Annotated in this window: 25 protein-coding genes and 4 tRNA genes; 17 read left to right on the top strand and 12 right to left on the bottom strand. The window is 59.5% G+C overall.

What is annotated here, in order from left to right; translation table 11 throughout:
• Positions 1-42 precede the first annotated feature (42 nt).
• A complete protein-coding gene (locus ASD95_RS19760; RefSeq protein WP_056720889.1) occupies positions 43-1,758 on the top strand; it encodes a proline--tRNA ligase in 1,716 nt (571 codons plus the stop codon).
• Positions 1,759-1,777: 19 nt separating this feature from the next.
• Entirely contained in the window at positions 1,778-2,731 is a 954-nt protein-coding gene (locus ASD95_RS19755) for a hypothetical protein (RefSeq protein WP_056720892.1), read from the top strand.
• A gap of 94 nt (positions 2,732-2,825) precedes the next feature.
• Here ASD95_RS19755 and dinB read toward each other — a convergent pair whose 3' ends face one another.
• Positions 2,826-3,887 carry a DNA polymerase IV gene (dinB, locus tag ASD95_RS19750; protein ID WP_056720894.1) on the bottom strand — a complete coding sequence of 354 codons (1,062 nt, stop codon included), beginning with the start codon at positions 3,885-3,887 and terminating at the stop codon, positions 2,826-2,828.
• Positions 3,888-4,187: 300 nt separating this feature from the next.
• Here dinB and ASD95_RS19745 point away from each other — a divergent pair.
• From ASD95_RS19745 to ASD95_RS19720, 6 genes are all read left to right on the top strand, one after another.
• Positions 4,188-4,264: transfer RNA gene (locus ASD95_RS19745), tRNA-Met, on the top strand.
• An 84-nt stretch (positions 4,265-4,348) separates the two neighbouring features.
• A tRNA-Met gene (locus ASD95_RS19740) sits at positions 4,349-4,425 on the top strand.
• 231 nt (positions 4,426-4,656) lie between these two features.
• A tRNA-Met gene (locus ASD95_RS19735) sits at positions 4,657-4,733 on the top strand.
• An 11-nt stretch (positions 4,734-4,744) separates the two neighbouring features.
• Positions 4,745-4,816: transfer RNA gene (locus ASD95_RS19730), tRNA-Met, on the top strand.
• 278 nt (positions 4,817-5,094) lie between these two features.
• Positions 5,095-7,737, top strand: a complete 2,643-nt coding sequence (gene mprF / locus ASD95_RS19725; protein ID WP_056720896.1) for a bifunctional lysylphosphatidylglycerol flippase/synthetase MprF — start codon at positions 5,095-5,097, stop codon at positions 7,735-7,737.
• Positions 7,737-9,038: a virulence factor family protein gene (locus tag ASD95_RS19720; RefSeq protein WP_056720898.1), complete on the top strand. Its 1,302-nt coding sequence runs from the start codon at positions 7,737-7,739 to the stop codon at positions 9,036-9,038. Before mprF ends, ASD95_RS19720 begins: the two co-directional genes overlap by 1 nt.
• Positions 9,039-9,202: 164 nt before the next feature.
• On the opposite strand, the gene ASD95_RS19715 is transcribed toward ASD95_RS19720, so the two are convergent.
• The gene (locus tag ASD95_RS19715) at positions 9,203-11,104 is read right to left on the bottom strand and encodes a potassium transporter Kup (RefSeq protein ID WP_056720900.1); all 1,902 of its coding nucleotides are present in this window, start codon (positions 11,102-11,104) and stop codon (positions 9,203-9,205) included.
• Positions 11,105-11,397: 293 nt separating this feature from the next.
• Here ASD95_RS19715 and rimO point away from each other — a divergent pair, with 293 nt between their 5' ends.
• The 6 genes from rimO to tsaA all read left to right on the top strand — a co-directional run bounded on the left by rimO (position 11,398) and on the right by tsaA (position 16,459).
• Complete coding sequence (gene rimO, locus ASD95_RS19710) at positions 11,398-12,735, top strand: 30S ribosomal protein S12 methylthiotransferase RimO (protein ID WP_056720903.1); 1,338 nt, start codon at positions 11,398-11,400, stop codon at positions 12,733-12,735.
• Positions 12,736-12,847: 112 nt separating this feature from the next.
• A complete protein-coding gene (locus tag ASD95_RS19705) occupies positions 12,848-13,321 on the top strand; it encodes an acetyltransferase (protein ID WP_056720905.1) in 474 nt (157 codons plus the stop codon).
• Between the two features lie 155 nt (positions 13,322-13,476).
• Complete coding sequence (locus ASD95_RS19700) at positions 13,477-14,187, top strand: rRNA pseudouridine synthase (protein WP_056720907.1); 711 nt, start codon at positions 13,477-13,479, stop codon at positions 14,185-14,187.
• 75 nt (positions 14,188-14,262) lie between these two features.
• On the top strand, positions 14,263-14,733 hold the full coding sequence (locus tag ASD95_RS19695; protein WP_046816549.1) for a DUF1456 family protein: 471 nt from the start codon (positions 14,263-14,265) through the stop codon (positions 14,731-14,733).
• 135 nt (positions 14,734-14,868) lie between these two features.
• On the top strand, positions 14,869-15,639 hold the full coding sequence (locus ASD95_RS19690; RefSeq protein ID WP_056720908.1) for an SDR family oxidoreductase: 771 nt from the start codon (positions 14,869-14,871) through the stop codon (positions 15,637-15,639).
• Positions 15,640-15,760: 121 nt separating this feature from the next.
• Positions 15,761-16,459, top strand: coding sequence for a tRNA (N6-threonylcarbamoyladenosine(37)-N6)-methyltransferase TrmO (tsaA, locus tag ASD95_RS19685; protein WP_056720910.1), 699 nt, complete (start codon positions 15,761-15,763; stop codon positions 16,457-16,459).
• 126 nt (positions 16,460-16,585) lie between these two features.
• Here the strand turns inward: tsaA and fpr are convergent, their stop codons facing one another.
• Positions 16,586-17,365: a ferredoxin-NADP reductase gene (gene fpr, locus ASD95_RS19680; RefSeq protein WP_008054100.1), complete on the bottom strand. Its 780-nt coding sequence runs from the start codon at positions 17,363-17,365 to the stop codon at positions 16,586-16,588.
• 122 nt (positions 17,366-17,487) lie between these two features.
• Between fpr and ASD95_RS19675 the strand changes: the two genes are divergently transcribed.
• Positions 17,488-18,414 carry a LysR family transcriptional regulator gene (locus ASD95_RS19675; protein ID WP_056720912.1) on the top strand — a complete coding sequence of 309 codons (927 nt, stop codon included), beginning with the start codon at positions 17,488-17,490 and terminating at the stop codon, positions 18,412-18,414.
• On the opposite strand, the gene ASD95_RS19670 is transcribed toward ASD95_RS19675, so the two are convergent.
• The 3 genes from ASD95_RS19670 to ASD95_RS19660 all read right to left on the bottom strand — a co-directional run bounded on the left by ASD95_RS19670 (position 18,411) and on the right by ASD95_RS19660 (position 20,476).
• Positions 18,411-18,773 (bottom strand): diacylglycerol kinase, encoded by a 363-nt coding sequence (locus tag ASD95_RS19670; RefSeq protein ID WP_015093791.1) that lies wholly within the window; start codon positions 18,771-18,773, stop codon positions 18,411-18,413. The two genes, ASD95_RS19675 and ASD95_RS19670, sit on opposite strands and share 4 nt — an antisense overlap.
• Before the next feature lie 75 nt (positions 18,774-18,848).
• The gene (gene erdR / locus ASD95_RS19665; protein ID WP_008054094.1) at positions 18,849-19,499 is read right to left on the bottom strand and encodes a response regulator transcription factor ErdR; all 651 of its coding nucleotides are present in this window, start codon (positions 19,497-19,499) and stop codon (positions 18,849-18,851) included.
• A 218-nt stretch (positions 19,500-19,717) separates the two neighbouring features.
• Positions 19,718-20,476: a tRNA-uridine aminocarboxypropyltransferase gene (locus tag ASD95_RS19660; protein WP_056720913.1), complete on the bottom strand. Its 759-nt coding sequence runs from the start codon at positions 20,474-20,476 to the stop codon at positions 19,718-19,720.
• A 188-nt stretch (positions 20,477-20,664) separates the two neighbouring features.
• Between ASD95_RS19660 and ASD95_RS19655 the strand changes: the two genes are divergently transcribed.
• A complete protein-coding gene (locus ASD95_RS19655) occupies positions 20,665-21,087 on the top strand; it encodes a PA3611 family quorum-sensing-regulated virulence factor (RefSeq protein WP_056720915.1) in 423 nt (140 codons plus the stop codon).
• Here the strand turns inward: ASD95_RS19655 and ASD95_RS19650 are convergent, their stop codons facing one another.
• Complete coding sequence (locus ASD95_RS19650) at positions 21,088-21,282, bottom strand: hypothetical protein (RefSeq protein ID WP_056720917.1); 195 nt, start codon at positions 21,280-21,282, stop codon at positions 21,088-21,090.
• Between the two features lie 480 nt (positions 21,283-21,762).
• On the opposite strand from ASD95_RS19650, the gene ASD95_RS19645 reads away from it, so the two are divergent.
• The gene (locus ASD95_RS19645; protein WP_056720919.1) at positions 21,763-22,881 is read left to right on the top strand and encodes a TIGR00730 family Rossman fold protein; all 1,119 of its coding nucleotides are present in this window, start codon (positions 21,763-21,765) and stop codon (positions 22,879-22,881) included.
• 45 nt (positions 22,882-22,926) lie between these two features.
• On the opposite strand, the gene recX is transcribed toward ASD95_RS19645, so the two are convergent.
• The 5 genes from recX to ASD95_RS19620 all read right to left on the bottom strand — a co-directional run bounded on the left by recX (position 22,927) and on the right by ASD95_RS19620 (position 26,411).
• Positions 22,927-23,394, bottom strand: a complete 468-nt coding sequence (gene recX, locus ASD95_RS19640; protein WP_056720921.1) for a recombination regulator RecX — start codon at positions 23,392-23,394, stop codon at positions 22,927-22,929.
• Positions 23,395-23,402: 8 nt separating this feature from the next.
• Complete coding sequence (gene recA, locus ASD95_RS19635; RefSeq protein ID WP_046041172.1) at positions 23,403-24,461, bottom strand: recombinase RecA; 1,059 nt, start codon at positions 24,459-24,461, stop codon at positions 23,403-23,405.
• An 83-nt stretch (positions 24,462-24,544) separates the two neighbouring features.
• Positions 24,545-25,045, bottom strand: a complete 501-nt coding sequence (locus tag ASD95_RS19630; protein WP_056722269.1) for a CinA family protein — start codon at positions 25,043-25,045, stop codon at positions 24,545-24,547.
• Positions 25,046-25,163: 118 nt separating this feature from the next.
• A complete protein-coding gene (locus ASD95_RS19625; protein ID WP_056720923.1) occupies positions 25,164-25,505 on the bottom strand; it encodes a phage holin family protein in 342 nt (113 codons plus the stop codon).
• A 171-nt stretch (positions 25,506-25,676) separates the two neighbouring features.
• Positions 25,677-26,411: a LexA family transcriptional regulator gene (locus tag ASD95_RS19620; RefSeq protein ID WP_056722271.1), complete on the bottom strand. Its 735-nt coding sequence runs from the start codon at positions 26,409-26,411 to the stop codon at positions 25,677-25,679.
• Positions 26,412-26,445: the final 34 nt, after the last annotated feature.

Here is a 26,445-nt window from a genome sequence, read left to right as displayed (position 1 = left end):
GCTCCGTCATTTCTCGTCATCAGCAATCGATAACGGCCAACCATGCGCACCAGTCAATTTTTGCTCGCCACACAGAAAGAAACGCCTTCCGATGCGGTCGTGATCAGCCATCAGCTGATGCTGCGCGCCGGCATGATCCGCAAACTTGCCTCGGGCCTGTACACCTGGCTGCCGATGGGCTTGCGGGTAATGCGCAAGGTCGAAGCCGTCGTTCGTGAAGAAATGAACGCCGCCGGCTCTCTCGAAGTGTTGATGCCGAGCACTCAACCGGCTGAGCTGTGGCAGGAATCCGGGCGCTGGGAAGAGTACGGCCCTGAATTGCTGCGCTTCAAGGATCGCCATGGTCGCGACTTCTGCGCCGGTCCCACCCACGAAGAAGTCATCACCGATCTGATGCGTAACGAATTGAGCAGCTACAAGCAGCTGCCGATCAACCTGTACCAGATCCAGACCAAATTCCGTGACGAAATCCGCCCACGCTTCGGCTTGATGCGCGGTCGCGAATTCATCATGAAGGACGCCTACTCGTTCCACGCCGACCAGCCTTCGCTGCAGGTCACCTATGACCGCATGCACCAGGCCTACTGCAACGTGTTCACCCGTCTGGGCCTGAAGTTCCGCCCTGTAGAAGCCGACAACGGCTCCATTGGCGGTGCCGGCTCCCACGAATTCCACGTACTGGCCGAGTCCGGTGAAGACGACATCGTGTTCAGCAACGGTTCTGACTACGCGGCGAACATCGAGAAAGCCGAAGCCGTGCCTCGCGAAACTTCCCGCGCCGCACCGAGCGAAGAACTGCGCCTGGTCGACACTCCGAACGCCAAGACCATTGCGCAACTGGTCGAAGGCTTCAACCTGCCGATCGAGAAAACCATCAAGACCCTCGTGGTGCACGCAGAAGAGAAAGGCAAGCTGATTGCCCTGATCATCCGTGGCGACCATGAGCTGAACGAAATCAAGGCCGGCAACCAGCCAGGCGTTGCCAGCCCGCTGGTCATGGCTTCGGAAAGCGAACTGCGCGACGCCATTGGCGCCGGTGCCGGTTCCCTCGGCCCGTTGAACCTGCCGCTGCCGATCATCATCGACCGTTCGGTCGAGCTGATGAGCGACTTCGGCATCGGTGCCAACATCGATGACAAACACTACTTCGGCGTGAACTGGGAGCGCGACCTGCCTGTTCCGACCGTTGCCGACCTGCGCAACGTCGTGGCCGGCGACCCGAGCCCGGACGGCAAGGGCACCCTGGAGATCAAGCGCGGCATCGAAGTCGGGCACATCTTCCAGCTGGGCAACAAGTACAGCAAAGCGATGAAATGCGAAGTGCTGGGCGAGAACGGCAAGCCGGTCACCCTGGAAATGGGCTGCTACGGTATCGGCGTGTCCCGCGTGGTGGCGGCTGCCATCGAGCAGAACAACGACGAAAAAGGGATCATCTGGAGCGACACCCTCGCACCATTCCAGATTGCCCTGGTGCCGCTGCGCTACGAGACCGAGCAAGTTCGCGAAGCCACCGACAAGCTGTACGCGGAACTGACCGCTGCCGGCTTCGAAGTGCTGCTGGATGACCGCGACAAGAAAACCAGCCCGGGCATCAAGTTCGCAGACATGGAACTGATCGGCATTCCACACCGGATCGTGGTCAGCGACCGCGGCCTGGCCGAAGGCAACCTGGAATACAAGAGCCGTACCGAGGCCGAGGCACAAGCGCTGCCGGTCGCCGACGTGCTGTCCTTCCTTCAGGCCCGCATCCGCCGCTGATAGCAGATATAGAGACGTCATGTTCAAGCGAAACACCTTAGGCCTCGGTGGCGCCGCCTTGTGCGGCGCCCTGCTGGTCAGCGGCTGTGCCAATCACATGTCACAACGCAGCGAGCACGAGGAACGGGTCGAGCGCAAATTGCTCGATCACAGCCTGCAGATCGATGTCGGTGAGCCCAAGGTGCTTGAGCTTCCGCAACGGCGGGTGAAAATCCACGAGCAGAAGACTTTCGAAGTCACCGAGTACGAAGTCACGCGTCACTACGACCGCTACACGCCGTACCAACCCTGGCGGGAGATTTACGAAATCCCGCTGGGCGCGGTGGCCGTGGTGGCGGGTGTCGGTGCCAACGTGGTCAACGTATTCGCCCTCGGCAATCTGCCGGACAGCGTGACCAAGGACTGGCTGAGCTACGGTTTTGCCGGGCTCAACCCGTTCATGAACGTACAGTCCCACGGTCGCGCGCAGCAGAACCTGGCCGGTATTGATGAAGTCCAGCGCGACAAACGCACGGAATATTCAAGCCTGCCCTGGAGCGAGCGCCCGGTCGAGGTCAAGGCCGGCAAGGAAACGTTCGAACTGACCACCGACAAAAACGGCGTGTTGCGCCTGAACCTGTTGGACAACCCGTTCGCCGAACATGACATCAATCATCTGAGCCGGCTGCTGATCCGTGTCGAGGATGCCCAGGACGACGTACACACTGACTCCTCGCTAGCCGTCAGCAGCACCTTGCGCAGCAAGCTCTATGAGGCCCACGGACTGATTTATGACGATCTCGAAGGCGACGAAGTCAATCAGTGGGTCCACCGGGTCAAGCGCCTGTCGGAACTGGGTCTTGAAGAAGAAGCCAGCGAACTGGAACAGAGCCTGATCGAACTGACGCGCAATGATCCAGAATTGCAGGCCGAATTCCTCAAGTCACTGGCCCGCAATGGCGAGCGACTGGTGGCGAATCCGGGGCTGAACTAAACGCCAAAAAAGATCGCAGCCTGCGGCAGCTCCTACAACAGATCGCGTTCTTCTGTAGGAGCTGCCGCAGGCTGCGATCTTTTTTTTTCAGAATTTACCGCTCAAACAACTCCATCTGCTCGAACCCGCCCCGCAAGTCCTCCAGCCGCACGCCGACACCCAACAACCGCACCGGTTTACCACCGCGATTGAAGGCCTGGGTCAGCATTAACTGATAACTGCCCAGATCCCGCCCTGCCCCGGCCTGCTCCAATGTCGTCTGGGTGAAGTCGTGAAACTTCACTTTGACGAATGGCTTGCCCGGACGATAGCTGCTGTCGATTCGCGCCATGCGACCCGCCAGGGTCTCCAGCAGTTCGGGCAACTTGTCCAGGCAACTCTTCAGGTCCGGCAGGTCAACGTCGTAGGTATTTTCAACACTGATCGACTGACGACGACTATCGTTGTGTACCACACGGTCATCGATCCCACGGGCCAGGCTCCAGAGTCGCTCGCCAAAGCTGCCGAATTCACGCACCAGCGCCAACTTGTCCCACTCGCGCAATTGCAGGCAATCGATGATCCCCAGCTTGCCGAGCTTGTCGGCGGTGACTTTGCCGACACCGTGCAACTTGTTCACGGGTAAACCGCTGACAAAGTCCTCGACCTGATCCGGGGTGATGACAAACAGGCCGTTGGGCTTTTTCCAGTCACTGGCGATCTTGGCCAGAAACTTGTTCGGCGCCACACCCGCCGACACGGTGATATGCAACTGGTTGGAAACCCGGCGCCGGATGTCCTGGGCGATTCGCGTCGCACTGCCTGCGAAATGCGCGCTGTCCGACACATCGAGGTACGCCTCATCAAGCGAGAGCGGCTCGATGATCTCGGTGTAATCGCGAAAAATCGTGTGGATTTCCCTGGACGCTTCTCTATAGGCATCCATGCGTGGCTTGACGATGGTCAGGTCCGGGCACAGCTTCAAGGCATGCCCGGAGGACATCGCCGAACGCACCCCGTACGCTCGCGCCTCATAATTGCAGGTGGCGATCACCCCGCGCCGGTCCGCCGACCCGCCCACCGCCAATGGTTTACCGGCGAGGCGTGGGTCGTCGCGCATTTCGATGGCTGCATAGAAGCAGTCACAATCGACGTGGATGATCTTGCGTTGAGTCATAGCAAAGCCGTGTTCATGGCAAAGAAAAGGCGTCATGGCGTGCCGGATAAACAGTATCTCACCGACACCTGTATATAGCACCAGTAGTCTGAATGTTCTTTTCCATTCGTAGGAAGAGTCGATTGTGAATTTATTTTTTCAATCGAAAAATTACTTTCAATAGACGCGCAGGCCTTGTCCTGCCTGCCTCACAGACCTGTCGATCGCCCCTTTTGAATGCTAACCGATTGAACAGGAAGAGGTTTTATCGGAATTTGAGGTTGACACCCGAGCGCATCTCTATAGAATGAGCCACACAGACGCGGGATGGAGCAGTCTGGTAGCTCGTCGGGCTCATAACCCGAAGGTCGTCGGTTCAAATCCGGCTCCCGCAACCAAACATCAAAAAAGGCTACTCGAAAGAGTGNGGCGGTGTGATCGCCCACCTGAACGTTGTGGGCAATCTTCCGCCCCAGCTTTGTCGCGGGGTGGAGCAGTCTGGTAGCTCGTCGGGCTCATAACCCGAAGGTCGTCGGTTCAAATCCGGCTCCCGCAACCAAACATCAAAAAAGGCTACTCGAAAGAGTGGCCTTTTTTGTGCGCGCTCGCTTTGTAGCGCCGAATGCAGGAACAAGGCCTGGGGCTCAACGGGACCGAAACCGGAAATCGTTCTGATTCCGAAACTTAGGTCATCCCTGCGACCGTTTGCCGCGATTCAACGTTTATTTGACCTGCTTCAGGATTAACGGTTGACACCCCGGCGTATCTCTATAGAATGCCGCCACACAGACGCGGGATGGAGCAGTCTGGTAGCTCGTCGGGCTCATAACCCGAAGGTCGTCGGTTCAAATCCGGCTCCCGCAACCAAACATCAAAAAAGTGGAGCAGTCTGGTAGCTCGTCGGGCTCATAACCCGAAGGTCGTCGGTTCAAATCCGGCTCCCGCAACCAAACATCAAAAAAGGCTACTCGAAAGAGTGGCCTTTTTTGTATCTGTTGAAAAAGTCCTTTCGCAACAATGACCTGTCACTGTGTAGCAAGCCGTTTTGGAAGCCCCCATGCGCCGGGTTCGAACTATGCTCTATCGCAGGCTGAAGCCTTCACGACTGATGACGCGCCGTCCCCGCTTCCGGTGATAGGCGTTAATATTTGTGATTATTTTTTTCTACAGGGATTGGTAACTTGGCTGGATACCTCCATCCTGTCGCGCACAATCCAAGAGGTGATTGATGCGCGCCAACTCGTCTGATTCACAAGACACTGTCACAGCGGAACAACCGATCAATGCCGAGCGCCTGCGCCTGCTTGATCGATTGAGCAAGTACCGTCAACCCATTGGCCTGGCGGTCACCCTGCTGCTGTTCGCGATCGCGCTGATTGCCTGTCGCCACCTGTTGAGCGAACTCGACCTTTACGCGCTGCACGATTCGATCCTCGATGTTCCAAAACCTGCCTTGATGGGCGCACTGGGCGCTACCGTGGCGGGCTTCATCATTCTGCTCGGCTACGAATGGTCGGCCAGCCGCTATGCCGGAGTGAGCCTGGCACCGCGTGAATTGGCGCTGGGTGGTTTCACGGCCTTTGCCATCGGCAACGCCATTGGTCTTTCAATGTTGTCTGGCGGTTCGGTTCGCTATCGCCTCTATGCCCGTCATGGCCTGGGAGCGGCTGAAGTCGCGCGCATGACGTTGTTCGCCAGCCTCTCGCTGGGTTGCGCCCTGCCACCCCTGGCCGCCCTGGCAACGCTCAGTGACCTGCCAGCCGCGTCCACCGCCCTGGGTCTCTCCGAGACGTTGCTGGGTGTGGTGGCGAGCGCCGTGCTCGTGCTGTTCTCGGTGCTGGCCATCGGTATCTACCGTCGTCGGCTGCCGGAACAGCCTTACCCGGACAACCTGCTGGTCAGGGTCGGACGCCGCACCTTGCGCCTGCCCGGGCGTCGCCTGACATTCCTGCAATTGATCATCACCGCCCTGGACGTCGCCGCCGCTGCCACGGTGCTCTATCTGCTGCTGCCGGAAACACCGCCCTTCGGTGCTTTCCTTCTGGTGTACCTGCTGGCCCTGGCCGCGGGCGTGCTCAGCCATGTGCCGGGCGGCGTCGGGGTGTTCGAGGCCATTTTGCTGGCGGCCTTTTCCGACACCCTGGGCGCTGCGCCACTGGCGGCTGCCCTGCTGCTCTATCGTTTGATCTATGTGGTCTTGCCCTTGCTGGTGGCCTGCCTGTTGCTGCTGATCAACGAAGGCCAGCGCCTGTTCCAGACACGCCAGACGTTGCGCGCGGCCTCGGGCCTGGCGGCTCCGATACTGGCGGTGCTGGTGTTCCTGTCCGGTGTTGTCCTGCTGTTCTCCGGCGCCACCCCGGAAATCGATACCCGCCTGGAACACATCGGTTTTCTGATCCCCCATCGACTGGTCGATGCCTCGCACTTCGGTGCCAGCCTGGTCGGCGTACTTTGCCTGTTGCTGGCCCAGGGGCTGCGTCGCCGGCTGTCGGCCGCGTGGATGCTGACCACCATTCTATTGCTGGTGGGTGCCCTGCTCTCGCTGCTCAAAGGCTTCGACTGGGAAGAAGCCAGCCTGATGGTGCTGACGGCGAGCCTGCTCGGGGTATTCCGCCGCTCGTTCTATCGCCCGAGCCGCCTGACCGAACTGCCCTTCTCGCCCTTGTATCTGGTGGCCAGCCTGTGCGTACTCGGTGCGTCGATGTGGCTGCTGCTGTTCGCCTACCAGGACGTTCCCTACAGCCACCAACTCTGGTGGCAGTTCACCCTGGACGCCGACGCCCCTCGCGGCCTGCGTTCGCTGCTCGGCGCCGCTGTGCTGCTGGTGGTGGTGTCCCTGACCTGGCTGCTGCGCACCGCGCGCCCGGTTATTCACCTGCCCACGCCCGACGAACTGGAGCGCGCCAGCAAGATCCTCATGGCATCGGCCCAACCGGATGGCGGCCTGGCCCTGACCGGTGACAAGGCGCTGCTGTTTCACCCCAATGACGAAGCCTTCCTGATGTACGCCCGTCGCGGCCGCAGCCTGGTGGCGCTGTATGACCCGATCGGCCCGGGCCAGCAACGGGCGGAAATGATCTGGCAGTTCCGCGACCTGTGCGACATCCACCACGCCCGTCCCGTGTTCTATCAAGTGCGTGCAGAGAACCTGCCGTACTACATGGACATCGGCCTGACCGCGATCAAGCTCGGCGAAGAAGCCCGGGTCGACCTCAAGCGTTTTGATCTCGAAGCCAAGGGCAAGGAGATGAAGGATCTGCGCTACACCTGGAACCGTGGCACCCGTGACGGCCTGTCCCTGGAAATCCATGAGCCGGGCCTGGCGCCGATGGAAGAACTCAAGGTGATTTCCGATGCCTGGCTGACCGGCAAGAACGTCCGCGAGAAAGGTTTTTCGCTGGGCCGCTTCAGCGATGACTACCTCAAGCATTTCCGCATCGCGGTGATTCGTTTCGAAGGGCGCCCGGTGGCGTTCGCCAACCTGCTCGAGACCTACGGCCATGACCTGGCCAGCCTCGACCTGATGCGTGCGCATCCGGATGCCCCGAAGCTGACCATGGAGTTCATGATGGTCGGCCTGATTCAACATTATAAAAACCATGGATACGCGCGTTTCAGCCTGGGCATGGTGCCGTTGTCGGGGTTGCAACCCCGTCGCGGCGCGCCATTGACCCAGCGCCTGGGCTCGATGGTATTCCGCCGTGGTGAGCAGCTGTACAACTTCCAGGGCTTGCGCCGCTTCAAAGACAAGTTCCAGCCTGATTGGGAACCCCGTTATATGGCCGTGCCCGCCGGACTCGATCCGCTGGTTGCGCTGGCCGACACTGCCGCCCTGATCGCGGGCGGCTTGACCGGATTGGTGAAACGCTGATGATTCAACGCTCCTTGCGGTATGTATTGGGCACGCTGGTGATAGTGACCCTGATTCTCGGAGGCGGTTTCTGGTACCTGAAACGCCCGGCACCGGAACCGACCCTCCAATTGCTGACCCCGACCGATGGTGCGGTGATGACCCGTGTCATCCCCGGCACCACGCCACGCGCCCAGGTGCTGGTGGCGGTCAACGAAGACCAGAAACTCAGCGACAAGCAATTGATGACCCTGAGCCGCAGCGGTTCGGCGCAAATTGTCCAGGTGATCCTGCCCAAGGATTGCCTGCTGCAAAGCCGTGCCCTGCAATCGGGGCTGCGGGAACTCAAAGGCCCGGCGACCCTGGTCAGCGGCATCGGCCCTGGCGCCGTGCTGGCCTGGCGCTGGTTGTCCGAGCAAAAGGACGACAAGGCCCAGGCCGTCTCGGTCGACCTGGCCCTGGAAAAGGGTGGCTGCACGCACCTGTTGCCCAAAAGCGCCGCCCACGGCCACTGGCTGGCGGCGTGGAACGACAACCCGGACGACACCAGCGCCGGCTTTGTGCGTGATCAACCGAACGCCGAAACCAGCATCAGCGACTACGACATCAACCTGCCGCAGGTGCTGAACAACGAACTGCGCAAGATCCTCGTCGGCGGCGACAAAGCCGCTGGCGGCCTGCAGATCCCGGTGGTCGAAGTGCCAGCAGGCCAGGCCAGGGACACCGTGACCCTGTTCCTGTCCGGTGACGGTGGCTGGCGCGACCTCGACCGCGACGTGGCGGGCGAGATGGCCAAGATCGGCTACCCGGTGGTCGGCATCGACACCCTGCGCTACTACTGGCAGCACAAGAGCCCGGAGCAAAGCGCGCTGGACCTGGCTGAACTGATGCAACACTACCGGCAGAAATGGGGCACCAAACGCTTCATCCTGACCGGTTACTCGTTCGGTGCCGACGTACTGCCGGCGATCTACAACCGCCTGGCCGAATCGGAACAGCAACGCGTCGACGCAATTATCCTGCTGGCCTTCGCCCGTACCGGCAGCTTCGAGATCGAAGTCGAAGGCTGGCTCGGCAACGCCGGCAAGGAAGCCGCCACCGGCCCGGAAATGGCCAAGCTGCCAGCCGCCAAAGTAGTGTGCATCTACGGTGAGGAAGAAACCGACGAGAGTGGCTGCACCGACAAGACGGCGGTGGGCGAAGCCATCAAACTGCCTGGCGGTCATCACTTCGACGAGAACTATCCGGCGCTGGCCAAGCGCCTGGTGGATGTGATTGAGAAGCGGCAGGTGAAGGAAGCCGAAACGACCGCTCAGGAGTGATCTGATAGAGCCTCCCAAAAAGATCGCAGCCTTCGGCAGCTCCTACAGGGTGTACACATTCCAATGTAGGAGCTGCCGAAGGCTGCGATCTTTTGAACTTACTCTTGCCCTAGAACACAAAAGCCCCCGCTGCCGCAATGGCAACGGGGGCTTTTTGATGAGGCTTACATTTCCACCTGCGTCCCCAACTCAATCACCCGGTTCAGCGGCAGATTGAAGAAACGCAAATTGCCGTTGGCGTTCTGCAACATAAAGGCGAACAGCGCCTCACGCCAGCGCGACATGCCTTCGAGCTTGGAGGCGATGACCGTTTCGCGGCTGAGGAAGTAGGTGGTGCGCATCGGGCTGAAGTCCAGCTCATCGAGGTGGCACAGTTTCAGCGCTTTCGGTACGTCCGGTTCGTCGGTAAAGCCGAAGTGCAGGATCACCCGGAAGAAACCTTCGCCATAGGCATCGACCTCGAACCGTCGTGTTGGCGGCACCCGCGGGATGTCTTCGTACACCACCGTCAGCAGCACCACTTGCTCGTGTAGCACCTGGTTATGCAGCAGGTTGTGCAACAGCGCGTGGGGCACGGCATCCGGGCGTGCCGTCAGGAACACGGCGGTGCCCTGAACACGATGGGGAGGCTGTACGGCAATGCTGCTGATGAAGATCGGCAGCGGCAAGCCACCCTCATCGATACGCTCGACCAGCAACTGCTTGCCGCGTTTCCAGGTGGTCATCAGCACAAACAGCGCGAAACCGGCGATGACCGGGAATGCACCGCCCTGAACGATTTTCGGCACGTTGGCGGCGAAGTACACACCGTCTACCAACAGGAAACCCAGCAGGACCGGCACCACCAGCACCGGAGGCCACTTCCACAGCAGCAGGATCACCGCGGATACCAGAATGCTGGTCATCAGCATGGTCCCGGTCACCGCCACGCCGTAGGCCGAGGCCAGGGCGCCGGAGGATTCGAAACCCAGCACCAACAACACCACGCCGACCATCAACGCCCAGTTCACCGCACCGATGTAGATCTGGCCCTGTTCGGCGCTGGAGGTGTGCTGGATGTGCATGCGCGGGATGTAACCAAGCTGGATCGCCTGGCGGGTCAGGGAGAACGCACCGGAAATCACTGCTTGCGAGGCAATCACCGTGGCCATGGTCGACAGCCCGACCAGCGGGATCAATGCCCAGCTCGGTGCCAGCAGGTAGAAGGGGTTACGGGCAGCTTCCGGGTCGCCCAGCAGCAAGGCCCCTTGACCAAAATAGTTCAACACCAGCGCCGGCAGCACGAGGATGAACCAGGCACGAGCGATTGGCTTGCGGCCGAAGTGGCCCATGTCCGCGTACAGCGCTTCGGCACCGGTCAATGCCAGCACCACGGCACCGAGAATCGACACCCCCATGCCCGGATGGACCATGAAGAAACGTACGCCCCACACCGGGTTCATCGCCTGCAGGACTTCCGGATGCTGGCTGATGCCATAGACGCCCAGTGCGCCCAGTACGAGGAACCAGGTCACCATGATCGGCCCGAACAGAATGCCGATGCGCGCCGTACCATGGCTCTGGATCAGGAACAGCGCCACCAGCACCACCAGTGAGATAGGCACCACCCAATGGTCGATCCCGTCGAACGCCAACCCCAGGCCTTCAATCGCCGACAGTACGGAGATCGCCGGGGTGATCATGCTGTCGCCATAGAACAACGCCGCGCCGATCAGCCCGCAGACCACCAGCAACGTACGCAATTTGGCGTGCCCCGCCGCCGCCCGCCGGGCCAGTGCGGTCAAGGCCATGATGCCGCCTTCGCCCTGGTTGTCGGCGCGCAGCACGAACATCATGTACTTGATCGACACGACCCAGATCAGCGACCAGAAGATCAGTGCCAGAATCCCCAGCACCCCGTCATGGTTGACCGGTACGCCGTAGCCTCCGGAAAACACTTCCTTGAGGGTGTACAACGGACTGGTGCCGATATCGCCATAAACCACCCCGACTGCCGCGACCAGCATGCCGATCGGCTTGACCGCCGAATGCTCGGCACCCGCAGCCTGACTACTTGCCTGACCCATCCACCACTCCTACTTCTCAGACCCTGGCCTCTTTGAAAGAAGCACTATGCTTTGTCGTGCAGCATGCGCTGTTTTACTTCACGTTACAGACGTTTTGTTGACAGTAAAAAATCAGTAAAGCGTAACGGCGCGAAGCATAGCGCAGCACTCGTCGTATTTCCCTGCATAAAGCTGGTCAAGTGAGCGACTCATCGCTAGAATTGCGCACTTTTTGATCAGAGGCGCAGTTCAAGCGCCCGTCCGTCGGTTTTGCCCTATGCGGCAAACGACGTCACAAAATACCGAGGTTAGACATGTCCACCACTCCTGCGCCGGCCAATCCAAAGGTTGGCTTCGTATCCCTGGGTTGCCCAAAAGCACTGGTCGACTCCGAGCGCATCCTGACCCAGCTGCGCATGGAAGGCTATGACGTGGTGTCCACCTACCAGGACGCCGACGTCGTGGTCGTCAACACTTGCGGCTTCATCGATTCGGCCAAGGCCGAGTCCCTGGAAGTGATCGGCGAAGCCATCAAGGAAAACGGCAAGGTCATCGTGACCGGCTGCATGGGCGTCGAAGAAGGCAACATTCGCAACGTACACCCGAGCGTGCTGGCCGTGACCGGTCCGCAGCAGTACGAGCAAGTGGTCAACGCCGTGCACGATGTCGTGCCGCCACGCCAGGACCACAACCCGCTGATCGACCTGGTGCCACCACAAGGCATCAAGCTGACCCCGCGCCACTACGCCTACCTGAAGATTTCCGAAGGCTGCAACCACAGCTGCAGCTTCTGCATCATCCCGTCGATGCGCGGCAAACTGGTCAGCCGTCCGGTGGGCGACGTACTCGACGAGGCCCAGCGCCTGGTCAAGTCCGGCGTCAAAGAGCTGTTGGTGATTTCCCAGGACACCAGCGCCTACGGCGTCGACGTGAAATACCGCACCGGTTTCTGGAACGGCGCTCCGGTGAAAACCCGCATGACCGAACTCTGCGAAGCCCTGAGCACCCTCGGCGTCTGGGTTCGCCTGCACTACGTTTACCCGTACCCGCACGTTGACGAGCTGATCCCGCTGATGGCCGCCGGCAAGATCCTGCCGTACCTGGACATCCCGTTCCAGCACGCCAGCCCGAAAGTGCTGAAGTCGATGAAACGCCCGGCCTTCGAAGACAAGACCCTGGCGCGGATCAAGAACTGGCGCGAAATCTGCCCGGACCTGATCATCCGTTCGACCTTCATCGTCGGCTTCCCGGGCGAAACCGAAGAAGACTTCCAGTACCTGCTGAACTGGCTGACCGAAGCCCAGCTCGACCGCGTCGGCTGCTTCCAGTACTCGCCGGTAGAAGGCGCACCGGCCAATGACCTGGACCTGGAAGTCGTGCCGGACGACATCAAGCAGGACCGTTGGGAGCGCTTCATGGCGCACCAGCAGGCCATCAGCTCGGCGCGCCTGCAAATGCGCATCGGCCGCGAGATCGAAGTGCTGGTCGATGAAGTCGACGAGCAAGGCGCGGTGGGCCGCTGCTTCTTCGATGCCCCGGAAATCGACGGCAACGTATTCATCGACAACGGCAGCAACCTCAAGCCGGGCGACAAGGTCTGGTGCAAAGTGACCGACGCCGACGAATACGATCTGTGGGCTGAACAGATCTAAACGCAAAAAATACGCAAAGCCCCGCTCTCTTGACGAGATGCGGGGCTTTTTTACGGCTATTGTTTGAGGTTGAAAGGATTCCTATCAACCACTGCACAAGAGGCAGACGGGCATGCGTCAGCATTCAGTCATCCACACGCCAAAACTCGGCGACTACGAAGAATTGACCCGGGTCTGGGAGGCCTCGGTACGCGCCACCCACGACTTTCTGCCGGACAGCTACATCGAACTGCTGAAGAACCTGGTGCTGACCCGCTACCTCGACTCGGTGATGCTGATCTGCACCAAGGATTCGAACCAGCGCATCACCGGGTTCGCCGGCGTCGCGGCCGGCAAGATCGAAATGCTCTTCATCGACCCTGACCATCGCGGCCAGGGCCTGGGCAAGAAACTGTTGCGCTATGCCCTGGAACACCTGAATGCCTGCGAACTGGACGTCAACGAACAGAACCCCCAAGCCCTCGGCTTCTACTTCAAGCAGGGCTTCGAGGTCATCGGTCGCTCGGAGGTCGATGGCATGGGGCAGCCGTATCCGTTGTTGCACATGCGTATGCGTCAGGATCAACAAAATTCACACCATGGCTGACACAACACCGATACCCGTGTAGGAGCTGCCGAAGGCTGCGATCTTTGCTTTTAAGATCAAAAGATCGCAGCCTTCGGCAGCTCCTACAAATGGAACCGGGATTAACCGGCGCCAGGCAGGTACAATGCCCACCCCCTTTTTGTTACGGCCATGACATGACTGACCCGATTCGTCTCTCCAAACGCCTCATCGAACTCGTCGGCTGTTCCCGTCGGGAGGCTGAGCTGTTCATCGAGGGCGGCTGGGTCACCGTCGACGGTGTGGTCATCGACGAGCCGCAATTCAAGGTCGACACCCAGAAAGTCGAGCTTGATCCAGAAGCCAAGGCCACCGCGCCGGAACCGGTGACCCTGCTGCTCAACGTGCCCGCCGGCATGGACACAGACACTGCCATGGCCACCCTCGGCGCCGAGACCCTGAGCGAAGAGCACCGCTACGGCAAGCGCCCGTTGCGCGGGCACTTCCTGCGCCTGACCGCCAGCACCGACCTGCAGGCCAACGCCAGCGGCCTGCTGGTGTTCACCCAAGACTGGAAAATCCTGCGCAAACTCACCGCTGACTCCAGCAAGATCGAGCAAGAGTATGTGGTCGAGGTCGAAGGCGAGATGGTGGCCCACGGCCTGAACCGCCTGAACCACGGCCTGACCTACAAGGGCAAGGAGTTGCCGGCGGTCAAGGCCAGCTGGCAGAACGAGAACCGCCTGCGCTTTGCCATGAAGAACCCGCAGCCGGGCATCATCGCCCTGCTTTGCCAGGCAGTCGGCCTCAAGGTCGTCGCCATCCGTCGCATTCGCATCGGCGGCGTGTCCATCGGCAAAGTGCCTGTGGGGCAATGGCGCTACCTGTCCGGCAAAGAGAAGTTCTAAGGCTTTTCTCGCCGCCACACATTTCGGCGCCGCGCCTGGCCGCGACGCCCACAGCCGAATATCAGGACTGCACACATGATTCATAACGACGTACTGCGCAGCGTGCGCTACATGCTCGACATCAGCGACAAGAAAGTCATCGAGATCATCAAGCTCGGCGGCATGGACGTGACCCTGCCAGACCTGCTGACCTACCTCGACAAAAAAGAGGAAGACGAGGAAGGCTTCGTACGTTGCCCGGACGAAGTCATGGCGCATTTCCTCGATGGCCTGGTGATCTTCAAGCGTGGCAAGGACGAAAGCCGTCCGCCTCAGCCGATCGAAGTGCCGGTGACCAACAACATCATCCTGAAAAAGCTGCGGGTGGCGTTCGAACTCAAAGAAGACGACATGCACGCAATCCTCAAGGCCGCCGAATTCCCGGTGTCCAAGCCAGAGTTGAGCGCACTGTTCCGCAAGTTCGGCCACACCAACTATCGCCCGTGTGGCGACCAACTGCTGCGCAATTTCCTCAAGGGCCTGACCCTGCGCGTTCGCCCGCAGTAAACGCCCGCCGGCCTTGAACTGCACGCATGCAGTTCAAGGCCGGGCCATATGGCCCCTCATTCCGCGTAAAAATAGTGGCTCCGCTTCTGGCGGCTGACGACTAGGGTATTAAGACCTCAGTTCTCAGGATTCGCCATGCATCCCTACTTTTCCCTGCAAGGCCGCACCGCCCTGGTGACCGGCGGCACCCGTGGTATCGGCAAGATGATCGCCAAGGCCTACGTCGAGGCCGGCGCCACCGTGTACGTCTGCGCCCGCGACGTCGAAGCCTGCCAGCAAACCGCTGACGAACTCGGTGCACTTGGCCGCTGCCGCGCCATCGCGGCCAACCTCGCCACCGAAGAGGGCGTCCTTCAACTGGCCACGCGCCTGGGCGAGCAGATCACCCATCTGGACATTCTGGTGAACAATGCCGGCACCACCTGGGGCGCACCACTGGAGAGCTACCCGATCAAGGGCTGGGAGAAGGTCATGCAGCTCAACGTGACCTCGGTGTTCAACTGCATCCAGCAGTTCCTGCCCCTGCTGCGCAAGGCCGGTTCCGAAGCGAATCCGGCGCGGATCATTAACATCGGGTCGGTGGCGGGGATTTCCTCCTTCGGCGAGCAGGCGTATGCCTACGGGCCGAGCAAGGCCGCGTTGCACCAACTGTCGAGGATTCTGGCGCGCGAACTGGTGAGCCAGCACATCAACCTCAACGTGATCGCCCCGGGGCGCTTTCCGAGCAAGATGACCCGGCACATTGGCAATGATGAACAGGCGCTGGCGCAGGATACGGCCCTGATTCCAATGAAGCGCTGGGGGCGCGAGGAAGAGATGGCGGCGCTGGCGATCAGTCTGGCGAGCACCGCTGGGGCCTACATGACCGGAAATATCATTCCGCTGGATGGCGGGTTCAGCCTTTAAAAGATCGCAGCCTGCGGCAGCTCCTACGCCGTACGAATTCCTCTGTAGGAGCTGCCGAAGGCTGCGATCTTTTGATCTTTACGGCATCATGCCCTACCTGATTCCGCCTCGATCCCAAACCATGACCTACAGCGTTTCCCCCATCGGCTTCGTGCGCTCCTGCTTCAAGGAGAAGTTCGCCATTCCGCGCCAGCCGCAACTGGCCCCGGCCGCCCGTGGGGTGCTTGAACTGGTGGCGCCGTTCGATCAAGGGGACGCGGTGCAGGGCCTGGAGCAGGTCAGCCACGTGTGGCTGCTGTTCCTGTTCCACCAGGCCCTGGAGGAAAAGCCTCGCCTGAAGGTTCGCCCTCCTCGCCTCGGCGGCAACAAGTCCATGGGCGTGTTCGCCACCCGCGCCACCCACCGCCCCAATGGCATCGGGCAGTCGGTGGTGAAACTGGACAAGGTCGAAGCCGGTCGGCTGTGGATCTCTGGCATCGATCTGCTGGACGGCACCCCGATTCTCGACATCAAACCCTACGTGCCCTACGCCGACATCATCGACACCGCCGCCAACAGCATCGCCAGCGCTGCGCCGCAACTGATTCCCGTGCAGTGGACGGACACAGCGCTGCAACAGGCCCAGGAGCATGCCCAGCGCCTTGCAGAGCCCTTGGTCGAGTTGATCGAGCAATGCCTGGCGCAAGATCCGCGCCCGGCCTATCAGACGCCTGCACCCGAGCGGGAATACGGCGCGCAGTTCTGGGATGTCGATGTGCGTTGGCACTACCCGACACCGGAGCTGATCCGCGTCCTGGAAGTCATTCCTGCAATAAGCTGAACAACAGAAACAACTGTGGGAGCGAGCCTGTTCGCGAAGGGGTAACAGTCGACATTGACGTCGACTGACACACCGCTATCGCGAGCAGGCTCGCTCCCACAGGTAAAACAAAGCTGTTACTGGTGCTTACTTCTCGACGAATGCACGCTCGATCAGGTAATCACCCGGCTCGCGCATCCGCGGCGAAACTTTCAGGCCGAAGCTGTTCAGCACTTCGCTGGTCTCGTCGAGCATGCTCGGGCTGCCGCACAGCATGGCGCGGTCGTCCTGCGGGTTGATCGGTGGCAGACCGATGTCGCTGAACAGCTTGCCGCTGCGCATCAGGTCGGTCAGGCGACCTTCGTTCTCGAACGGCTCACGGGTCACGGTCGGGTAGTAGATCAACTTGTCACGCAGCGCGTCGCCGAAGAACTCGTTCTGCGGCAGGTGCTCGGTGATGAACTCGCGGTAAGCGACTTCGTTGACGTAACGCACGCCGTGGCACAGGATCACTTTTTCGAAACGCTCGTAGGTTTCCGGGTCCTGGATAACGCTCATGAACGGCGCCAGGCCGGTACCGGTGCTGAGCAGGTACAAATGTTTGCCAGGCTTCAAGTCATCCAGTACCAGCGTACCGGTAGGCTTCTTGCTGATGATGATCTCGTCGCCTTCCTTCAGATGCTGCAACTGCGAAGTCAGCGGACCATCAGGCACCTTGATGCTGAAGAACTCGAGATGCTCTTCCCAGTTCGGGCTGGCAATCGAGTAAGCGCGCATAAGCGGGCGGCCGTTGGGCTGTTGCAGGCCGATCATCACGAACTGACCGTTCTCGAAGCGCAGGCCCGGATCACGGGTGCACTTGAAGCTGAACAGAGTGTCGTTCCAGTGGTGAACACTGAGGACACGCTCGTGGTTCATGTTGCTCATGTACGTGGGACTCCTGGAGATTTTGCCTGCGCCAGTGATATGCGCAATTGCATCGCATTCTAAAGGCAGAGACAATATCTGTTAAATGGATTATTAAGATAAGGGTTATCGGTTATATCGATATGCGATTTACTCTCCGTCAACTTCAAGTATTCGTCGCCGTCGCCCAGCAGGAAAGTGTGTCCCGTGCCGCGGGCCTGCTCAACCTCTCGCAATCGGCGGCGAGCACCTCGATCACCGAACTGGAGCGCCAGTGCAGCTGCCAGTTGTTCGACCGCGCCGGCAAACGGTTGAGCCTCAACGCCCTCGGAAAACAACTGTTGCCGCAAGCGGTGGCGCTGCTGGACCAGGCCAAGGAAATCGAAGACCTGCTCAATGGCAAGTCCGGTTTCGGCTCTCTGGCGGTGGGCGCGACCCTGACCATCGGCAATTACCTGGCCACATTGTTGATCGGCAGCTTCATGCAACGCCACCCGGAAAGCCAGGTGAAACTGCATGTGCAGAACACTGCCAATATCGTGCAACAAGTGGCCCACTATGAAATTGATCTGGGTCTAATCGAAGGCGACTGCAGTCACCCGGACATCGAAGTGCAAAGCTGGGTCGAGGACGAACTGGTGGTGTTTTGCGCCCCCCAGCATCCGTTGGCCAAGCGTGGCACGGCCACCATGGACGAGTTGAGCCACGAAGCCTGGATCTTGCGCGAACAGGGCTCGGGCACGCGGTTGACCTTCGATCAAGCCATGCGCCATCACCGCACTTCGTTAAACATTCGCCTCGAGCTTGAGCACACCGAAGCGATCAAGCGCGCAGTGGAATCAGGTTTGGGGATTGGCTGCATTTCCAGGCTGGCTTTGCGCGACGCATTCCGCCGCGGCAGCCTGGTGCCTGTCGAGACGCCGGATCTGGATCTGGCGCGACAGTTTTATTTCATCTGGCATAAACAGAAGTATCAGACCTCGGCGATGCGCGAGTTCCTCGAACTGTGCCGCGCCTTCACCGCCGGGGTCCAGCGCAGCGACGAGATCGTGCTGCCGACGATCGCTTAAAGCAGAATCACCGCCCACACCAGGGCAATCATGCTCAACGCCACGAACTGGGCGGCACTGCCCATGTCCTTGGCATTCTTGGACAGCGGGTGCCGTTCAAGGGAAATGCGGTCGATGGCCGCTTCCACCGCCGAGTTGAGCAACTCGACGATCAACGCCAACAGGCATACCGCGATCAACAACGCCTGTTCGACCCGGCTGACATTCAGGAAGAACGACAAAGGGATCAGGATGACGTTGAGCAACACCAATTGCCGAAAGGCGGCTTCACCGGTGAAGGCTGCGCGCAGGCCGTCCAGCGAATAACCGGAAGCATTGAGAATACGTTTCAGGCCGGTCTGGCCTTTGAAAGGTGACATAGAGTGGGCAACTGGCAAAAAAGAAGTGGGAAAGCTAGTTCAACCAAAGTCAAAAAAGCGTGAATTTGCCAGCCTTTAATGGCTGGAAATTGACTCAAGTTGTTGCAAGAGCAGCGCGGCCTGAGTCCGGGTCCGTACATTCAGTTTACGGAAAATCGCGGTCACGTGCGCCTTGATAGTCGCCTCGGAAACGCTCAGCTCGTAGGCGATCTGCTTGTTCAGCAGGCCTTCGCAGACCATGGTCAACACGCGAAATTGTTGCGGGGTGAGGCTGGCAAGACCTTCGCTGGCCGCCTTGGCCTCATCCGAGACGCTGACCGCTTCAAATGCCTGCGGCGGCCAGAACACGTCGCCATCGAGAACGGCGCGCACGGCTTTCTGGATCACACTCAAGTCACTGGATTTGGGAATGAAGCCACTGGCGCCGAACTCGCGAGACTTGACCATGATGGTTGGCTCTTCCTGGGCCGAGACCATGACCACCGGAATCTGCGGGTACTGCCCGCGCAGCAGGACCAGCCCGGAAAAACCGTAGGCCCCCGGCATGTTCAGGTCCAGCAGTACCAGATCCCAGTCGGACTTTTCCGTCAGGCGCACTTCCAGTTCGGCGATGCTCGCCACTTCCACCAGACGCACGTCCGGGCCGAGGCCCAGGGTCAGCGCTTGATGCAAGGCACTACGAAAAAGTGGGTGGTCATCGGCAATCAGGATTTCGTATGTGGCCATTTTTCAAATGATCCTGTTTTTCATGGGACGCCCGATGCATTCGGACCTCGCCAAAGCAAGTCAAGACACAGCCACGCAGCTGCACTGACAAGGCACGCTCAACGCAAAAAACGGCGTCGAAAATTCCGGCAGCACCCTAATCGGCGCCAAGCATGCCCAGCGAAGCCGGGGTGGTCAAGCAGCATGGCCGGTACACTTTATTGCAGTATGCGCGACAATCAGTCCATCAATGGGGTGACCGACCGGACATAGGGCATCAACTCGGCGTGCGCCGGGGTCGAAACGTTCATGTCCAACTGGTGTTTGGCGTCGAGGTAATGCTGGCTGAACACATCGAAGTAGGCGTCCAGCGCCGATGCCGCGGCGATATCGCCTGCGAGGTCGAGGCACAGCGCCGCCACTTCCGCCGTGCACAGATGTTCGCTGCGGGTCGAGCGGCGCAACCGGTAGCGGGAGAGTTTCTCCGGCAGAAGGCTGAGGATCGGCAATCGATCGAAATAGGGGCTCTTGCGAAAGATCTTCCGCGCTTCGGTCCAGGTCGCATCCAACAGAATGAACAACGGGCGCTTCGTGCCATCGACGTCCACAGTGTTTGTCACGCGTTCAGGTTCGACGTACTCCCCCGGAAACACCAGGTAAGGCTGCCATTGCGGGTCGGACAACAGCGCCAGCAACTTCGGATCGGTCTCGGTACGGGACCAGATGAAGGCATGGTTGTCAGGCACCACGTCGGCGATCAGCCAACCGGTGTTGCTCGGTTTGAACACTTCCTTATTGGTCATGATCAGGCACACGCCGGAACGGGTAGCGACCTGCGGGCGCCATGCGCACAGGCAGTGGCTCTCGATCACCCGGCAGTCACGGCAGCGCGTCGCGCGCCAGCCGCGGGCCTGAATCGGCTTGATGCCCTCCTCCTCACGCTGATCGCGCAAGCGGGCTACGGCATTCAAGGCAAAGCGCGCGGGGGTATGACTCATGGCGGGCAACGCCCACACAGAAGGGAAATCGACACGAAAAACACTCGACAGGGTAAAAAGTGCCAGCAGTTTACCAGAGCGCCCGGCGCAAGCCTGTACCGTCCAGCCCGCCTCCCCTATAATTCGCCGCCACTGAACGCACAGTCACGTGACGGGTCCAACCCGCATCACTGAACCAGGAGAGTTTCATGCTGCGCCTTATCGTTCCTACCGCGGCCATTTTGCTGGCGTCATCCTTCAACGCCCAGGCTGCGTCCTTGAAAGACACGGAACTGAACAAAATGCTGCAAAACGTCGCCGCCCAGAGCAGCGTCGGCACTCCTCGAGCGATCAACGAAGACATTCTCGATCAAGGCTATACCGTTGACGGCAAACAGCTGATCAACCACCTGAGCGTGCAGAGCAGCCACGCCGACAAGATGCGTGCAGACCCGAAAGCCGTGTACTTCCAGCTGGGAGCTTCTGTCTGCCGAAACGAAGGGTTTCGCAAGCTGATGGCCAAGGGCGCGATCATGCGTTACGACTTCACCGAGGTGAAGACCAACCGCCCGGTCGGCTCCGCAAGCTTCCAGGAATCGGATTGCCTGCAACCGGCGAAGAAGAAAAAGTAATCACCTGGATTTGGCGCGCCGCTGTTCATCTTCGGCGCGCAGTTCCGCCAGCAGCGCCTGCAAGTAATGCGAACGGCGTTCGCCACCGCGCAAACGACGGCAGCACTCATCCTCGAGACTCAAATGATGGGTCTCGGCTGATGACTTCAGCAATCGATACAGTTGCGTATCGATCTCCAGAACGACTCTGGCCATGGTTTCCCGCCTCCCTGCACCTCACTCATGTTTGAGTGATAAATCCTTGAATCGCTTGTACCGTGCGCCTTGCCGTTGACGCAAAGTTGTTGTGTTGCACCTGTAACTTAGTAAATCAGAGTGCAGCACATGCGACGTGCGTTCAGACGAGCGGTGAAAGCACCTTGCAAATCGTCAATAAGCGGTTGCCAGGAAAGACTTTGTGGCGCAATGATCAAGGCAGCGCAAATAACTGTGAAGACCTGGATTTCAGGGTATCCACCTATACTTCTTCAAGGCTGGAAAGGGGCTGGCCGTTGCTTGTCGTGTAGTGCGAACGTTTTTTCATTCAAGGGAAAACAGAGCCTGTTTGGATGATCCGATGCCTTTCGGGTCAAGTAGATCGCCCAGGCATGGGCCTGGGCAGACAGCGACACATGAAGTGTCGTGGCACCGACTTACGTTGTCGGGCCGAGGGTTCTGTGCAGAAGGAGAAGTTGAATGCCTTACCAACCGAATGACCTCCTGAGCCGTCATTTTGAAGAAAGCGGCCACGACCTCATCAGCAAGGTCGAAGAACAACTCAAGCTGATTTCACCCAACAGCCCGAACATCCCGATCTACCGCGACATGATCCTGACCGTGCTGCGCATGGCCCAGGAAGACCACAACCGCTGGAATGCCAAAATCACCCTGCAAGCCCTGCGCGAACTGGAACAGGCTTTCCGCGTGCTCGAACAATTCAAGGGGCGACGCAAGGTCACTGTTTTCGGCTCGGCCCGCACGCCCATGGAACATCCGCTCTATAGCATGGCCCGAGAGCTCGGTGCTGCGCTGGTGCGCTCGGACATGATGGTCATTACCGGTGCCGGTGGCGGCATCATGGCCGCCGCCCATGAGGGCGCCGGCCTGACACACAGCCTGGGCTTCAACATTACCCTGCCCTTCGAGCAGCATGCCAACCCCACTGTCGACGGCACGACCAACCTGCTGCCTTTCCACTTCTTTTTCACCCGCAAGCTGTTCTTCGTCAAGGAAGCCGACGCCCTGGTGCTGTGCCCTGGTGGCTTCGGTACGCTGGATGAGGCGCTGGAAGTGCTGACGTTGATCCAGACCGGCAAGAGTCCATTGGTGCCCGTGGTACTGCTCGACGCGCCGGGCGGCAAATTCTGGCAAGGCGCACTGGACTTCATCCACCAGCAACTGGAGGCAAACCACTACATCCTGCCCACTGACATGAAGCTGGTGAAACTGGTCTACAACGTCGATGAAGCGGTAGAGCACATCAACCAGTTCTACAGCAACTTCCACTCCAGTCGCTGGCTAAAGCATCAGTTCCTGATTCGCATGAATCACACACTCAGCGACCACGCGCTCGAACACATGCAGCAGGCTTTCGCCGACCTGTGCCTGAGCGATCATTTCCATCAACACGTTTACAGTAGTGAGGAACATGACGAAGCCGAGTTCAGCCATCTGGTGCGGCTGGTCTTCAACTTCAACGCCCGCAATCATGGCCGCCTGCGCGAGCTTGTGGACTACATCAACCTGCCGGAAAACTGGGCACAATCAAAACCCCAGGTGCAACAACGCACCCGGGAGCCATCAAAGGTTTCGTGAGGCATAAAAAAACGGCCCGCTATCGATATAGCGGGCCGTTTCAGTTCAATCGTCCATCCCTCGACCGCTGAACAGGCGATTGATCATTTCCATGGAGTATCCACGGTACGCCAGGAACCTGCCTTGCTTGGCTCGCTCCCGGGCGTCTGCCGGCAATTGCCCTGAGAACTTGCGTCGCCAGGTATCGATCAATTGCTCCTGCCAGTCGATACCGCTCTCACGCAGGGCGAGTTCAATATCGGTGCGCTGCAGGCCACGTTGGCCCAACTCTTCACGAATGCGTAAAGGGCCATAACCGGAACGGGCGCGGTAGGAAACGAAACTTTCGAGGTAACGGGTTTCGGACAACAACCCCTCTTCCGTCAACCGGTCGAGTGCTGTTTCGATCATCTCAGGGAGAGCGCCGCGCTGACGCAGCTTACGCGTCAGCTCGACACGACCGTGCTCGCGCCGTGCGAGCAGGTCCATTGCGGTTCGCCGCACCGCGACGAGTGTATCGAGTACGGCGGTCATCGCTTCGATCAGATATCAGCGTCAGCCAGGTCGTCTTCGGTCTCTTTGACCGCAGAAGCTTTGGCGTCTGCTACCGACGAAGGGGACAGCAGCTTGTCACGCAGTTGCTTCTCCAGCTTTGCCGCGACTTCCGGGTTATCCGCCAGGAACTTGGCCGAGTTGGCCTTGCCCTGACCGATCTTGGTGCCTTCATAGGCATACCAGGCACCGGACTTCTCGACGAAACCGTGCAGAACACCCAAGTCGATCATCTCGCCGTTGAGGTAGATGCCCTTGCCGTAAAGAATCTGGAACTCGGCCTGACGGAACGGCGAAGCCACTTTGTTCTTCACAACCTTGACGCGGGTTTCGCTACCGACGACCTCATCACCTTCCTTCACCGCGCCGGTACGACGGATGTCCAGACGAACCGATGCGTAGAACTTCAGTGCGTTACCACCGGTGGTGGTTTCCGGGCTACCGAACATCACGCCGATTTTCATACGGATCTGGTTGATGAAAATCACCAGGCAATTGGCGTTCTTGATGTTACCGGTGATTTTACGTAGCGCCTGGGACATCAGACGGGCTTGCAGGCCCACGTGCATGTCACCCATTTCGCCTTCGATTTCAGCCTTTGGCACCAGGGCAGCCACGGAGTCGACGATGATCACGTCAACCGCGTTGGAACGCACCAACATGTCGGTGATTTCCAGGGCCTGCTCGCCGGTGTCCGGCTGGGAAACCAGCAGGTCGTCGACGTTGACGCCCAGCTTGCCGGCGTACTCAGGGTCGAGGGCGTGTTCGGCGTCGACGAATGCGCAGGTCGCGCCGGCTTTTTGAGCCTGGGCGATCACGGACAAGGTCAGCGTGGTTTTACCGGAAGATTCAGGACCGTAGATTTCAACAATGCGACCTTTTGGCAGGCCGCCGATGCCGAGAGCGATGTCCAGACCCAGAGAGCCAGTGGAGATGGCCGGGATCGCCTGACGGTCCTGATCGCCCATACGCATTACGGCACCCTTGCCGAATTGACGTTCGATCTGACCCAGGGCCGCAGCCAAGGCTTTCTTCTTGTTGTCGTCCATTAAAGTCCTCACGTAATCAATAAGGCCTGACGGCCAACACCTGTATAAGTAGCCAGTATTATTCCACAGCGATTCCGGATCGCCTACCCCTGATTTGAGATTTCTGCCGCGGCATACCGCAGCAGCCCCTCTAGCGCGGCCTTCACCGTTTGTCGGCGGACGTCGTCACGATTACCCGGGAAGTGCTGCCGTTCACAGAACACCTGGTCTCCGACGCCCCAGGCCAGCCACACCGTGCCAACCGGCTTGTTCGCCGTTCCACCATCGGGACCGGCGATGCCACTGACCGCCACGGAGAAATACGCGCTGTTTTTTTTCTGCGCCCCCCGGACCATGGCCTCGACCACCTCGCGACTGACCGCGCCCACGGTGGTGAACAACTCCACCGGGACATCCAGTTGCAGGGTTTTCTGCCGGTTGGAGTAGGTGACATAACCGGCCTCGAACCAGGCCGAACTCCCGGGGATACGGGTGATTGCCTCGGCGATGCCGCCGCCGGTGCAGGACTCCGCCGTGGTGACGTGGGCATTGAGAACCTGCAGGCGTCTGCCGAGTTCGGCGGCGAGCTGGGTGATTTCGTTCACGGTCATCTCCTGATCGGGCGGGATGAGGTTAACCGTACACGAGCAGACCGCACTTGCAAGCGACAGGACCGATCAAAATGTAAAGAACCAGAGGCTCTGGAAAAGGCCTGTCGGGGAATCAATCTTCGACGTCACCGGACGGAAGATGTCCGATCCCCATACGCTTGGCCATCCAGCGCTCATACAACCCTAGAACCACGTCTGTACCGGCCATCGCCGCTAAACAACCACCCGCACAGGCAGCCCAGATGGAAACATTGGCGGCATGCAGCAGCATGATGACCGAGGCGCCGCAGATCATGCTGGAGCCAGACCGCAGGCCCAGGCGTCGGACAAGGGGCCAGCCACGAACGCCCTCTTTATCGGCACGCCACATTTCACCGGTAACGCCACCAAGTATTGGCAGACTGATGAGCAGCCACAGAGGCATGTCCAGCAATGCATATTGCTCAACGGTCATTTCATGCCTCCTTGAGTGAACGGTCACTCCGCGTTCTTGAATAGACAGGCAAGCAGATTATGCATTGATGCATAATCAGTCAATGCATTAACGCATTGAAAGATGATCCGATGTTTTCAGCACGCGAAAAAAAACCGCTCGGGAAGCGGTTTTTATCTGAGCGCAAGGGCGTTAGCGAGCGTACATGCCCCACCAGAAGACATGGCCGAGGATAACAATCGGCTCCTCCTGGACTTCCTGAAAGGTGTAGTCCTCGTCCGGATGCTCGTCACGATTGAAGCTGCGCAAGCGAATACCGGTCGGCAGGCGATACAGCTGCTTCACCCGCAATTGGCCGTTGTGATTGATTGCATAAAGGTCGCCGTCAACGATATCGCCAATGCCGCACTTGCCGGCATTGACCCCGACCGTGGCGCCGTCGCGCAGTACCGGCAACATGCTGTTGCCCCGCACTGTCACGCATTTGGCCTGGTCGAACTGCACACCGTTATGGCGCAGGCTTCGCTTGCCAAAGCGCAGGCTAGAGCGCTCGCTTTCTTCGATGACGAATCTTCCTGATCCCGCGGCCAATTCAACCTCGCGAAGAAAGGGGACCGACACCTCGTCGTCATCGACAGGGGTATCGTCATCCCACAGACTTATATCCTTGAGTTCCGAATGCACTGGAGCGCGCCCAGCATTAGCGGCAGACGAGACGTCCGCGCGGCCACGCAACTGGTCGGTGCTCAAGGAGAAATACTCGGCGATCTTCGAAATATGTCTATCCGAAGGATCGACGATCTTCCCGCTGAGAATGCGCGAGAGCGTGGATTGAGGCACGCCGGTGCGACGGTGAAGCTCCGTGGGGGAGATCCCGTGCTGATCGAGCAATGCTCTTAATACGGTAGACACGTTGCGTTTTTGCATATCTCGCATAGTGCTTGCTCTTCTCGATGAAGAC

This window comes from Pseudomonas sp. Root71 (genome assembly GCF_001429045.1).
Classification (GTDB): domain Bacteria; phylum Pseudomonadota; class Gammaproteobacteria; order Pseudomonadales; family Pseudomonadaceae; genus Aquipseudomonas; species Aquipseudomonas monachiensis.
The sequence above is the reverse complement of the archived record's forward strand: the minus strand, read 5'-3'. Positions and strand labels throughout refer to the sequence as shown.